Source organism: Enterococcus sp. HY326 (assembly GCF_026157065.1).
Classification (GTDB): domain Bacteria; phylum Bacillota; class Bacilli; order Lactobacillales; family Enterococcaceae; genus HY326.
The window spans coordinates 406,904-419,576 of sequence record NZ_JANLGQ010000001.1; the positions used below are offsets into that span (position 1 = coordinate 406,904).

General features: G+C 40.8%; 10 protein-coding genes and 1 tRNA gene. 3 read left to right on the top strand and 8 right to left on the bottom strand.

Features of this window, described 5'->3' with window-relative positions; all coding sequences use genetic code 11:
• Positions 1-22 precede the first annotated feature (22 nt).
• Genes ORH16_RS01995 through ORH16_RS02010 form a run of 4 tightly spaced genes read right to left on the bottom strand, consistent with a single transcriptional unit; the run spans position 23 to position 3,508 of the window.
• Entirely contained in the window at positions 23-397 is a 375-nt protein-coding gene (locus tag ORH16_RS01995; RefSeq protein ID WP_265455761.1) for a hypothetical protein, read from the bottom strand.
• Positions 398-400: 3 nt separating this feature from the next.
• The gene (gene lepB / locus ORH16_RS02000) at positions 401-898 is read right to left on the bottom strand and encodes a signal peptidase I (RefSeq protein ID WP_322597278.1); all 498 of its coding nucleotides are present in this window, start codon (positions 896-898) and stop codon (positions 401-403) included.
• Positions 899-910: 12 nt separating this feature from the next.
• On the bottom strand, positions 911-2,227 hold the full coding sequence (locus ORH16_RS02005; protein ID WP_265455763.1) for a hypothetical protein: 1,317 nt from the start codon (positions 2,225-2,227) through the stop codon (positions 911-913).
• A gap of 42 nt (positions 2,228-2,269) precedes the next feature.
• Positions 2,270-3,508 (bottom strand): hypothetical protein, encoded by a 1,239-nt coding sequence (locus ORH16_RS02010; protein ID WP_265455765.1) that lies wholly within the window; start codon positions 3,506-3,508, stop codon positions 2,270-2,272.
• Between the two features lie 529 nt (positions 3,509-4,037).
• On the opposite strand from ORH16_RS02010, the gene ORH16_RS02015 reads away from it, so the two are divergent.
• Positions 4,038-4,119: transfer RNA gene (locus tag ORH16_RS02015), tRNA-Leu, on the top strand.
• Between the two features lie 303 nt (positions 4,120-4,422).
• Here the strand turns inward: ORH16_RS02015 and ORH16_RS02020 are convergent.
• On the bottom strand, positions 4,423-4,674 hold the full coding sequence (locus ORH16_RS02020) for a hypothetical protein (RefSeq protein ID WP_265455767.1): 252 nt from the start codon (positions 4,672-4,674) through the stop codon (positions 4,423-4,425).
• 141 nt (positions 4,675-4,815) lie between these two features.
• On the opposite strand from ORH16_RS02020, the gene ORH16_RS02025 reads away from it, so the two are divergent.
• Positions 4,816-5,679, top strand: coding sequence for an aldo/keto reductase (locus ORH16_RS02025; RefSeq protein WP_265455768.1), 864 nt, complete (start codon positions 4,816-4,818; stop codon positions 5,677-5,679).
• Positions 5,680-5,798: 119 nt separating this feature from the next.
• On the opposite strand, the gene ORH16_RS02030 is transcribed toward ORH16_RS02025, so the two are convergent.
• Genes ORH16_RS02030 through ORH16_RS02040 form a run of 3 tightly spaced genes read right to left on the bottom strand, consistent with a single transcriptional unit; the run spans position 5,799 to position 9,611 of the window.
• Complete coding sequence (locus tag ORH16_RS02030) at positions 5,799-7,109, bottom strand: dihydrolipoyl dehydrogenase family protein (protein WP_265455770.1); 1,311 nt, start codon at positions 7,107-7,109, stop codon at positions 5,799-5,801.
• A complete protein-coding gene (locus ORH16_RS02035) occupies positions 7,096-8,076 on the bottom strand; it encodes an ABC transporter ATP-binding protein (RefSeq protein WP_265455772.1) in 981 nt (326 codons plus the stop codon). Before ORH16_RS02035 ends, ORH16_RS02030 begins: the two co-directional genes overlap by 14 nt.
• A 2-nt stretch (positions 8,077-8,078) precedes the next feature.
• Positions 8,079-9,611, bottom strand: coding sequence for an ABC transporter permease/substrate-binding protein (locus ORH16_RS02040; protein WP_265455773.1), 1,533 nt, complete (start codon positions 9,609-9,611; stop codon positions 8,079-8,081).
• 312 nt (positions 9,612-9,923) lie between these two features.
• Between ORH16_RS02040 and ppdK the strand changes: the two genes are divergently transcribed.
• Complete coding sequence (gene ppdK / locus ORH16_RS02045) at positions 9,924-12,530, top strand: pyruvate, phosphate dikinase (RefSeq protein ID WP_265455774.1); 2,607 nt, start codon at positions 9,924-9,926, stop codon at positions 12,528-12,530.
• Positions 12,531-12,673: the final 143 nt, after the last annotated feature.

Below are 12,673 nucleotides of genomic sequence, written 5' to 3' on the forward strand. Positions count from 1 at the left end.
TAAAACAGAGTCCCTTATTCCTCTAATATCTTTCTTTTTTACCCGAAACCGAGATTTTTTTACGAGAACGATTACTGCCCCCACTAATTCGATTGCGGTTTGAATTCAAATTGCTTTTAAGTTTCACTGGTGCTCTTGCCTCTTCTTTGCTTGAATCCTTATCATCGCGATTCGCCATTCTTTCATAATTAAAAGCGTTAAAGCGTAGATAAAAGACCATTAACAAACAAAACAGCAAGAAAAATAAGTGACTAATTGTAACGTTATCTCGAAATGGCGTGAGATAAAAAACAATCAACAGAATTAAAAATAACAACATAAAGACAAGCGAGGCAATAAAGTAAATTAATGTCAACAGCTTGTACTGTTTTGTCAGTGCATCTTTGCTAAATTTCATTAACTATCCTCCAACAATTCCTATAATCTCCTCTTGGGAAACCAACCCAAAAATTCGACTATCTAAAGATATTTCTCGGTTATCCCCTAAAACTAAATAATAGTTGGCGGGAATTTCTTCAATTCCAAACAATTCTTCAAGAGAAAAATTATTCGTAATTGTCGAAAATGTATCACCGACTGGAAGACCGTTTATGTACAATTGTCCATCTGCATAATACACATTTTCACCTGGTAAACCAATCACCCGTTTGATGTAGGTTTCTTCCTCATCCGTTGGGGGATGAAGAACAACAACGTCAAACCGATCTGGTTCACCATGACTGGTGATTTGGACAATTTCATTACTTACTAACGTGGGTTCCATAGATTCGCCATGTACGATATACTTTGGAAAAATAAAACCATAAAGCAGCATACCGCAATTTGCCAGTAGTAATACTAGCCCAGCGATTATTAAACTAATCATCAATTTTGACTTGTTAGCCACTTTATTTTCCACCATTAAGCTCCTTTAGTCAATATCAGCCTTATCTTCACTGGCGATTTTTTCTAGGATAATCGTTTCACCTTGTAATAAGTCGAAGTAAGCGGCTTTGCTGACTAGATTATCATAATCCATTTTCATGATTTTAACATGAGGCTTGCCGATACCAAACCATGTTCTGGCGTGGACCTTAACCCGCTGCTCAATCATTTGCGATTCGTAAAGCGCAAAGCTGATTTCGTTGGCGGAAAAATTATCTTTAATATGATCCACTTGACTGCGTTCATAGGTAATTCGATCGCTAGAAACCGTCATTCTTTCAGAGCGATTTAGCATCTTACCATTCATCTGCCACATTTGTTCCAAGTATTTAGTTTTCTGAATCAGATAGGTGTATTCCCGCAAATCAATTTTAAGAATCTTATCCCAATCCTCATCCGCTTCATCCGCTTCACCAAAATAACTGATGCTATTAGCTATCAATGATTGTTCTAGGCGCTCAATCATCAGCTCTAATTTTTTATTGGTATTCTTCACCTTTTGGCGGTTAAGTTTTTCATGCTTCAGTCGATTTTGTAAATCCTCAACTTTTGACGCTAGCTCTGGAAAAGCTTCCTCTTCAGTAAGCGAAAGTGTTTCGGTTAGTACCTCTGCCTCGGCTTCCTCCGCAAACTCTTCAACTTCCTCTTCATCTAGTGTTGCTTCAATGACTTCTTCAAATGCCTCATCCACTTCTGTTTCTGCTAGTTGCTCTTCAACGTCCTCTGTTTCCTCCAGAGGATCAATTTTTGCCTGCAGCTCCTCTAGAGAAATCATTTCCTCACTAGAGGCCATGTCACCGCTGTTTTGAACCGCCTGTTGAACCTGACGAATAATCTCGGAAATTTTTTCCTCCACCAAAGCCATCGCCTTGCCGGAAACTGACGCAAATTGCTGAAGCACACTTTCTTGAAAATTGATCTCAAAAGGGAATAGTTTCTCTGTGCTAGCCAACGGGACAAAAGACGCATAATAGAGATACTGCTGGCGGCTTTCCGTCTCCTTCAAAAAAATCCAGGCGAATTGTGGAAAGGTTGCTTCTAGCTGCTGCCAAAGCTCTTGAGTCATTGACAGCGGCTGATCAGCAATAATTTCCACATGGTAGGTTGGATCTGTAAGTTGAAAAATATTTTGAAAATAGTCACGAATCGCTTCATCAGAAGGTGCTTCTGTCAGCTGTTTGTTTTCAATCATCTGACGACAAGCTGCTGTTAAACTCTGAAACTTATCTTTTTCAATTATCGTTACTCCAACCGCCGGTGCTGGCGTTGGATAGATAGCGGTTTGAATCATTTGATTTTTCAAGCTATCCTTCCTTTCCAATGGTTTGATTTGATTGTTAGAAGTCTAATCTAAATACTGATCAAATACTTCCATTGTTTCGCCTTTGATTTTAGCTAAAGTTTCTTTAAATTTGTTGATTTCATCTTCATATTCCTGCACCCGTGCTTGGGCTTCAGCAATCATCTGCTGAGCTTCCAATTGGGCATCGGCAATAATCCGTTCACTCTCTGCTCTGGCATTAAAAATCATATTTTCTTCTGCTTCAGATAATTTTGGAGCAACCTGTGTTGGTTGTACGACTACAGGCTCTGTCGGTGCGGTAACCGGTTCTTCAACTGCAGCAAATTCAACATCCATTTCTTCAACAGCCGCTTCAACTGTCGGCTCTACCACTACAGGTTCAGTCTCCACCGGAGTTGAAACTGGCTCTTGTATCGCTTGAGCTTCCTTTTCAGCCAACTGTTGCTGTAGCATTTCAACTGATTTAGCTAATTCATCATTTTTATTCGTAATCTCAGCTTGCAACTGTTTTTCCTGCTGGCTGATTGTTTCAGCCATTCGAGCGTACTCTTGATCTCTTTGGGACAGTTGTTCCTGTAACTTGGAAACAATCGCTTCAAATTCTTGTGTGACCGCAGCTGGGGCTGGTTCTGGTACTGGTGAAGCAACCGGTGCTTTCTCAGCAAAGCTCGTTGCGATTCTGGTCACTTCTTCTTGTTTTAATTCTAATTGTTCCTTCAAACGAGCTACGGTTTCCTCTAAGCGATCAATTTCTGCTGTAGACTGCGGTTCCGGTGCTGTTTCAGAATAATAAGCTTGATCAGGAGTTTCATAACCGGACTGTTTTTTCTTAGGGCTGGTTTTAGGTCCAGCTTTAGCTGCTGGTTTTTTCTTACGAACAGGTTCTTCATACTCTTCCTCTTCGTCATCATCATCCCAGTCATCGTCGTCATCGTCTTCATCCCAATCGTCATCATCTTCGTCGTCCCAGTCCTCATCATCGTCCTCGTCGTCATCGTCCCAGTCGTCGTCATCTTTTTTCTTACGACCAAAACCGAAGAAGCCGCGCTTTTTCTTTACCGGTTCGTCATCATCTTCGTCGTCCCAGTCCTCATCATCGTCCTCGTCATCATCCCAGTCCTCATCGTCGTCATCGTAATCCTCATCATCTTCGTCATCCCAGTCTTCCTCGTCTTCGTCATCCCAATCTTCTTCATCATATTCGTCATATTCATCTTCAAACTCTTCATCGTAACGACGTTTTTTATTTTTTTTGTTTTTGTTTTTCCCTTTACCAAACATAGTGACCCTCCAAGGTTTTTAATTTTCTATTCATATATACAATAAGTTCTTTCCATAATTTCCCTTAAGAAAATGCTGATGTAAGCAATTATCCGAAAAATTGCTATATATATTAAATTATAGTATTAATCGGCTTTCTGGTCAATTTAATTATGAATTTTTCAGATATAAGAAAATGACTTATTAAAAAAGCAGAATAATAGCCTTTTAACCTATTCACAGGAAAATTATTAGTTACATAAATCAGAGACTTTTTCTTGTAGCGCCTGATTTTTTGTAGCATTTAACAACTTTGCATCATAGTTAAAATTCTGTGCAGACAGCTGAGCTTCTAGATGGCAAAAAACGACATCAAATCGTGAACATCATCCCCTACTAATTATAACTTAGTTGCCGGGTAATAATGGATATTAATTAAAAAATAATAAAAAAAGTTTTTATTCATTTTTTTGCTTTTACTCATTTATTGACTAGAAAAAAATTTTTAGTTGCTTTATTCGATATTTTGGACTATCCTATTGCTAGTCAAGCGGAAGTGGCGGAATGGCAGACGCGCACGCTTCAGGCGCGTGTGAGCTTAGCTCGTGTGGGTTCAACTCCCATCTTCCGCATAAGAATCGATTGAGGGCACCTGAAATTTCAGGTACCCTCATTTTTTTGTTTAAATACACTGGCCCCGTTACCTTCAGCTAGCACAGAATTAATGGCCCCATCCTCATCAATGAGATTTACTACATAGTCTCAATTACGACTCAAAACTTTTAATTTGTGGAAACACTCGGATTTCCATCCTTTAAATTGACTGAAACTTAGAGGCAAGCCAAATTACCTCACTGGATTGCACTCTGAAAAAATTAGTCTGTATCTGCTTTTGTTTCCGCAAATAACTTCTATCAACTAAAAATCTCTGTGTGTCAGCTGGTAATTCCTGCAACAATAAAGACTAATCCAAGCACCAGACAAGTGATGGCTGCTAGTTGGCGACGTTTAATTAATTGAGTATCCTTTTGACCAGCGCCAATTGGCACATTAATTATGCGAACCAAAAATTCCGCTTTCGTAAAATAAACCACTCCAGCTAATAGTAGCAAAACAGCCCCAGCCAGAAGTAGCAACAAACGAGCTGAAGGTAATCCTAGCTGTCCTAAATATAAAACACATTGCATTTTCACCACATCTCCTTTAACAGTCCTAGCTCCCTTTAATTATAACATGCTATTGAAAAAAATTTTTTAAACTTTCTACTTGCCTTAAAGTCAGCTCTAAGTTGTATGATGAGTTTACAAACTTAGAAAGAAGGAATACAGATGTTAAATGAAACTTATACCTTAGCAAACGGCCTATCCATTCCTAAAATTGGTTTTGGAACTTGGATGATTGATGACGAAAAGGTCGCTGATGATTTCAAAAATGCCATTGCAGTCGGTTATCGCCATATTGATACTGCACAAGCTTATGCAAATGAAGTCGGTGTTGGAAAAGGCGTTAGAGATTCAGGTGTGGCGAGAGAAGACCTTTTTGTGACCACTAAACTCGCAGCCGAAATTAAAAATTATGATCAGGCAGTGGCCGCAATTGAGGAGTCGTTAAAAAAATTAGACCTCGGTTACATTGATTTAATGATTATCCACAGTCCAAAGCCTTGGGCAGAATTTCAAAATGACCAAGATCGCTTCTTTGAAGGCAATTTAGCAGCGTGGAAGGCTTTAGAAGAAGCCTATGAAGCGGGGAAAATCAAAGCGATTGGTGTTTCAAACTTTGAAGAAGCTGACCTGCAAAATCTTTTAGACCATGCCGAAATCAAACCGATGGTCAATCAAGTACTGGCTCATATTGGGCATACACCTTTTGATGTTATTGAGTTTTCGCAAAAACACGATATTTTAGTAGAGGCGTATTCGCCAATTGCCCATGGCGAAATGATGAGCAATCCGCAAATTACTGACATGGCTGCAAAATATGGTGTCTCCATTCCCCAATTAGCAATTCGCTATTGTTTGCAATTGAATCTTTTGCCATTACCAAAAACTGAAAGTGTTGACCACATGAAAAATAATGCGGATGTTGCTTTTGACATTTCAGATTCTGACATGGCGATTTTAAAAGCCATCAATGACTTTGATTACGGTGTAAACAGTGAAATCCCCGTCTTTAAACGAGCATCAAAATAATAGTTTTAAAGTCTCAACCAGTTTTTCTGACAGTAGTAAACAACAGGAAAAAAATAAATTTGCACGACCTCGTAAAGGGAGGCCGATGCAAATTTATTTTTTTATTTTAAATTCTCTTTTTAAACTAAATACGTTAAATCACTGGCAACGGTTGGATAACCGATAATGTAGTCCTTCATAGTGTCATGGGAAATTTTTTGGTCGATTACAAGGGCTAGATAATTTATCAATTCATCAGCTTGACCACTTAAAGTCGTCGCCCCTACCAACTGATTCTCTTGATCAAAATAAAGTTTCGCTTTGGCAGTTGGTTCATTTAAGCGTTGGTAGGTAAACCAAGCAGTCAAATCCTGTTTGACCATTTTAATGCCGTTCCCTTCATCGGTAACGCCAACTTTTGCTAATTTAGGACTGCCATAGACAATGGTCGGAATTGTTGAGTAGTTGATGGGAGTTTGATTGCCTAGCATAGCAGAGACTGCATACTCACCTTCAAAAGTTGAAACTGGCGTTAAGCGTGGCTGTGTTTTTGCTAAAACATCTCCGCAGGCATAAATATTTTTAGCAGAAGTCTGCAAATAGTCATTGACGCTGATGCCTTTTTTTGAATACTCAACTTGAGCTGCTTCGAGATTTAACTCTTCGACATTAGGAATCCGACCAGTAGCGCACAAGACAAAATCAGCATCCAAAGTTGTATCATCAGCCGAAAGGTGGTAGCCATCGGCGGTTTTTACTATTTTTTTGATATCTGTATCGTAAATGAAGCGGATGCCCCGCTCTTTTAATTGAGCAACCATTTCGTCAACTAGTTCTGCGTCAAATTCTTTTAATGGCCGGCGATTATGCAAAATAATCGTCACCTCTGAACCGGCCGCATTGGCAATTGTTGCCAACTCAAAGGCAATATAGCCTCCGCCGATAACGGCCATCCTCTTTGGCATGTGTGACAAGGCCAAAAAATCAGTGCTATTGCTTAAATATTCTTGCCCATCCAAATTTAACAGATTAGCCCGCTGACCTGTCGCAATTAAAAATTGCGCAGCTTCAATCTCTTCCTCATTGACTGTGATGTGATTAGCATCTGTAAATCGAGCTTGGCCATAAATAGTTGTAACACCGTAATCGGCTAATCCTTTTTGACGGCTTTCAGGCACCGGGTCGGTAAAACTGCGCTTGAAGGCTTCAATCTCCTCCCAATTCATCGGCGCTAGTTCACTGAAACCTTTGCCAACTAATTGATTCACCCGATCACGGGCTTCCACGCCGGCAATTAGAATTTTTTTGGGATCACAGCCGCGATTTGGACAGGTGCCTCCCCAAAGATCATCTTCAATGATGGCGACATTTTTGCCGGCATCCTTTAATTTATAAGCAGCGCTTAGACCAGCGACGCCGGAACCAATGACAACAGCATCAAACTTCAACATGGGTTTTTCCTCCTTTTTTTTGACTGAGGTATTGGAAAACATTTTTACTAGTTAAGTGACCAATCACTTGCTGCGTGTGATCAACAATTTGCAATTTTTCTGCATCAGCTAATAAAACATAGGCCTGATCTAACGTCTCGCTCAAAGAGATTTGCGGCAATGTCTCAGCAGCCGTCGCCTCTTCGTAAAAGCCATCCTCCACCAACAATCCAATGGAGATAAAATCAGCTTGAATCTCACCCTCTTCTTCAAAAAAGGCTTCGATAAAATCAGACTCCGGATGAGCCAAAATTTGTTCCGGAGTATCGCATTGCAGCACTTTACCTTCCCGCATCACGGCAATTCGGTCACCCAATTTTAACGCTTCTTTCATGTTATGGGTAACAAAGACAATCGTCGTTTTTAAATCTTGATGAATTTTCAAAACAAGCTCCTGCAAGGCTGTCCGAGAAATTGGATCTAAGGCGCTAAAGGGTTCATCCATCAAAATAACTTCTGGGCTGGCAGCCAGCGCCCGCAAAATACCAATCCGCTGTTGTTCCCCGCCGGATAATTCACTCGGCAGGCGGTGACGATATTCTTCTGGATCTAAATCCACTTGAGCCAATAATTGATCGACTCGTGCATGGCGTTTTTCCTTTTCCCAGCCTAACATTTCCGGGATGACTTCAATATTTTGGCGGACAGTCATCGTTGGAAAAAGAGCAATTTGTTGCAGCACATAGCCCATTTGCCAGCGCATTTTTTTGATGTCGTAGTCTTTAATCCGCTGTTCTTTAAAGTAGACATTGCCATCGGTCGGTACTGTTAAACCGTTAATCATTTTCATCGTGGTGGTCTTTCCACTACCGGAAGGACCTACCATCACAAAAATTTCACCTTTATTAATTGTCAGATTTAAATTTTCAATGACACGATTGCCATTAAATTCTTTGCTGACCTCTTTAAATTCAATTATTTTTTCCATGTTTATTCCTCCAACAAGCCTTGATCTACTAAAAAGTCGTGGGCCACATCGGCAGGATCGGCACCTTCTACATTGACCTGATAATTCATATTGCTCATCTGTTCCTCTGTAATCAATCCTTGCAATTTATTCAAGGCCGTTACCACCTCTGGATGTTCATCGGCAAAGCTCGTTTTCATCAACGGCGCCCCTTGGTATGGCGGGAATAAAGCCCGGTCATCTTGTAAGACTACTAAATCATATTGCGCAATTTCACTATCTGTCGAATAAGCATCCAACAGATTAATATCACCATTATTAATCGCTTGGTAACGCAACGCAGGCTCCATACTTTGGACGCTTGGGAAGTTCAAGCCGTACAATTCTTGAATGCCTTTATAGCCGTCTTCCCGATCTATAAATTCTAAAGTAAAACCGGCTTTGATTTGATCTTGAACCTTCATTAAATCAGAAATTGTCGTAATATCATTGGCTTCAGCAAAATCTTTTTTGACCGCTAAGGCATAAGTATTTTGGTAAGCCATCGGTTCTAAGAAACTCATTTGGAATTGTTCATCCAGTAATTTTTTAGCCTCGGTATAAGTATCCTCAGCAGAGAACTTCACCCCTTGATCATCTTCAGGCAAGGTGACTAAGCTTTCTAAAACTGTTCCAGTGAACTCTGGATAAATATCAATTTGATCATTTTCCAATGCGCTAAATAGGAAACTCGTTTTCCCAAAGTTTTCTTTTAGTTCAACATTAGCATCTGGATCTTCCTGTTCAATCAATTCTTTATACATATTGATTAAAATATCTGGTTCTGCTCCTAGTTTTCCGGCAATCGTGATGGTGTCCTTTGCAAAAAAGCCACTTTGATAAACAGAGAAGCCACCAAAAATTAAGACCAACACGGCTAAGGTGAGGACAGTAAATTTTGGTTTCAAATACTGCATCAATTTGATTAGACCAGAGAAAATAATTGCCAGTAAAGCCGAACAAATTGCACCAATTAAGGTTAACGTCGGATCGTTACGATCAATCCCTAGCATGATAAAGGTTCCGAGACCACCAGCGCCAATTAAAGCTGCCAATGTGGCTGTTCCGATAATTAAAACCAGTGCTGTCCGAATACCCGAAACAATCACCGGTAAAGCAATCGGTAGTTCAACTTTAATCAAGCGGCGCATCCGCGACATCCCAAAGGCTGTTGCCGCTTCTTCAATTGAAGGATCAATTTCCGAAAGACCAATATAAGTATTTTGAAAAATTGGCAAAAGCGCATAGACCACTAACGCAATCAACGCTGGCGCTGTCCCAATCCCGACAAAGGGAATTAATAATCCTAATAAAGCGAGCGACGGAATAGTTTGCAGCACACTGGTAATCTGCAGCATCACTTCCGCCATTCGTTTATGGTTGGCCAGCCAAATGGCCAACGGCACCGCAATCAAAATTGCAATCAACAACGCAATAATTGAAATCGATAAATGCTGGAAGGTGGCGGTTAATAAATCGTCCTTCCGTTCTAAAAACGTAGAAATTAAATTATCCATAATAAACGTAACCCATTCCTCTTTTAAATTTATTTTAAGTATAGCGAAAGCCACCTTTTCCACCAAGCAGGTTGACTTGTTCCAGCGAAAAGAGCTAAAGGCTGATACTTTTATGAAAGCGTTAGAAGCCCCTACCCGCCAACTAACTTTATAATGTGCCACTTCTCTTCATTTTTTTAAATTAAAATAAATTTTTGACTTTCCACGAGTGGGAAATTGTTCTTTATTAGAACATACTATTGACATTTATTATGACGTACTATATATTTTTTTTAGATTGATAAGAACATCACATTAAAAGGAGAGCAGTAGATGAGCAAACTTATTTATGATTTTTCAGAGGGAACGAAGGAAGATTTGGACTTATTAGGCGGCAAAGGAGCAAACTTAGCGGAGATGACTAGCTTAGAATTACCTGTGCCTTTCGGCTTCACCATCACCACTGGCGCCTGCATGGATTATTTAGATACCCTTTGCCTTTCCCAAGACTTACTTGAGACAATCAAACAGTATGTCACATTACTGGAAAATAAAACAAATAAACAATTTGGTGCTACTCGTAATCCCCTCTTGGTGTCGGTCCGTAGCGGTTCAAAATTTTCGATGCCCGGCATGATGGACACTATTTTAAATTTAGGTTTAAACGATCAAACCGTAGTAGCTTTGGCAACAGCTACCGGCAATCCAGCCTTTGCCTATGATTGCTATCGTCGGCTAATTCAAATGTATGCCGATGTTGTCAAAGGCGTTGACCGCAGTTATTTTGAAAATTATTTAGACCATTACAAAAAGGAACATGAGTATACAGAAGATAATCAATTAACAGGGGCTGACTGGCAACGGGTCACAGAAGCCTATCAGTTAATTTATATGGAACATATTAAAGAAAAATTTCCACAGGATCCTTTTGAGCAATTAACCGCAGCGGTGCAAGCAGTTTTTGCCTCTTGGAATAATCCTCGAGCCAAAACCTATCGCCGGCTGCATCAAATTTCTGATGATTTGGGTACTGCCGTCAATATCCAAGCAATGGTCTTTGGCAATACTGGCGAGCAAAGCGGCACAGGCGTGGCCTTCACCCGCAATCCCGCAACCGGTGAGACTGGTATTTTTGGAGAATATTTAATCAACGCCCAAGGGGAAGATGTCGTTGCGGGGATTCGAACGCCGAAAGAAATCAGTCAGTTACAAACAGAGCAGCCCGAGGTCTATCACCAATTTGAAAAAATTTGTACGATTTTAGAAGACCATAATCGGGATATGCAGGATATCGAATTCACGATTGAAAATGGTGAATTATTTATTTTGCAAACTAGAAACGGCAAGCGGACTGCCAAAGCCGCCATGAAAATTGCGATTGATTTAGCTGAAAGCGGAGCGATTACAAAACAAGAGGCCTTGAATCGAATTACGCCAGAAATGATTAATCAATCTCTCCACCCTGTTTTCGATGAAGAAGCCTTAAAAACCGCCGAACCATTAGTCAGCGGTTTGCCAGCAAGTCCCGGTGCTGCTACCGGAAAAATTTATTTCACAGCGGCAGCGGCGAAGGATGCCCATGACGCCGGCGAAAAAGTTATTTTGCTGCGGCAAGACACTTCTCCAGAAGATATTGAAGGCATGGTGGTCAGTGAAGCCATCGTCACATCCAGAGGCGGTATGACATCCCATGCGGCCGTGGTCGCCCGTGGAATGGGGACCTGCTGTATTGTGGGCTGTGAGGCCTTGGAGGTGGATGAATTTATGAAACGGGCCAAAACCGGTGACGTTGTTTTAGAAGAAGGTGACGTTATTTCCGTGAACGGCAGCAGTGGCAAAGTTTATCTCGGCAAAATTCCGACAACCTTAGACAATGATTTTTCAAAATTATCGAAGATTTTGGAATGGGGCTTAGCGCTTGGTGATTTAAAAGTGCGGGCCAACGCTGAAACTGCTGAAGATATTCAGACAGCTTTAAAATTTGGCGCTGCCGGCATCGGCTTAGCCCGCACTGAGCACATGTTTTTCGGTGAAGAGCGCATTTGGGAAATGCGCAAAATGATTTTAGCTGACACTAAAGCCAGTCGTGAACAGGCTTTAGCCAATTTAGAAGTCTTTCAGATTCAAGATTTCCGGGAAATTTTTAGTTTGACGGCTGGCCTGCCCTGCACCATTCGCCTGTTAGATCCGCCACTGCACGAATTTGTGCCAAAGGAAGAAGACTTGAAACGGGCCGCTACAGAAACCCGCAAAAACCTAAGCGATATTCGTCAGCGAATTAGTGAACTAGAAGAGGTCAACCCAATGCTCGGTCATCGGGGTTGTCGTTTGGGGGTTACCTACCCAGAAATCTATGAGATGCAGACCAGAGCGATTATCAAAGCTGCTCTAGAAGTTTCTCAGGAACAAAATATTCAAATCATCCCTGAAATTATGCTGCCGCTAATCAGTGAAAAACGTGAGTTGGATTTTCTGCGGGAGGTTTTAGAAAAAACAATTCAGGAAGTCTTCAACGAATATAATTTTGCGACGCCGTATAAAATCGGCTCGATGCTAGAAATTCCTCGGGCCTGTTTGACAGCAGATCAGCTTGCAGAAAACAGCGACTTCTTTAGCTTTGGCACAAACGATTTAACCCAGCTGACCTATGGCTTTTCCCGGGATGATTCCGTTAAGTTTATTCCCGAGTATATGGAAAAACATATTTTAGCTAATGACCCGTATCAACATTTAGATACACAAGGAGTTGGTGAGTTGATGCGCACAGCGGTGAATAAAGTTAAACCGCTGAATCAAAAAATTTCCTTTGGCGTCTGTGGAGAAGTCGGTGGTGATCCTGCTTCAATCGCCTTTTTAAGAGAAATCGGCGTCGATTACGTTTCTTGCTCTCCTTATCGGATTCCCGCTGCTATTTTGGCAGTCGCCCAAAGCAGCGTTTAATTTATAGCAACAGGAGTTTGAAGAGGCTGTCTAATTAGTCTTTAAGCAGAACTAAAACCAAACTTTATTATATTTGCTTCTGCGGTCCAGTAGCTCCTTGGCGCAAATCAGCAATATTTAGGAATTTTCTAGATATTGTTCGT

Excerpts from the sequence above, each read along its gene's own strand:
- ORH16_RS01995 (WP_265455761.1), bottom strand. The coding sequence starts at position 397 with ATGAAATTTAGCAAAGATGCACTGACAAAACAGTACAAGCTGTTGACA.
- ORH16_RS02025 (WP_265455768.1), top strand. The coding sequence starts at position 4,816 with ATGTTAAATGAAACTTATACCTTAGCAAACGGCCTATCCATTCCTAAA.
- ORH16_RS02010 (WP_265455765.1), bottom strand. The coding sequence starts at position 3,508 with ATGTTTGGTAAAGGGAAAAACAAAAACAAAAAAAATAAAAAACGTCGT.
- ORH16_RS02030 (WP_265455770.1), bottom strand. The coding sequence starts at position 7,109 with ATGTTGAAGTTTGATGCTGTTGTCATTGGTTCCGGCGTCGCTGGTCTA.
- ORH16_RS02020 (WP_265455767.1), bottom strand. The coding sequence starts at position 4,674 with ATGCAATGTGTTTTATATTTAGGACAGCTAGGATTACCTTCAGCTCGT.
- ORH16_RS02035 (WP_265455772.1), bottom strand. The coding sequence starts at position 8,076 with ATGGAAAAAATAATTGAATTTAAAGAGGTCAGCAAAGAATTTAATGGC.
- ORH16_RS02040 (WP_265455773.1), bottom strand. The coding sequence starts at position 9,611 with ATGGATAATTTAATTTCTACGTTTTTAGAACGGAAGGACGATTTATTA.
- ppdK (WP_265455774.1), top strand. The coding sequence starts at position 9,924 with ATGAGCAAACTTATTTATGATTTTTCAGAGGGAACGAAGGAAGATTTG.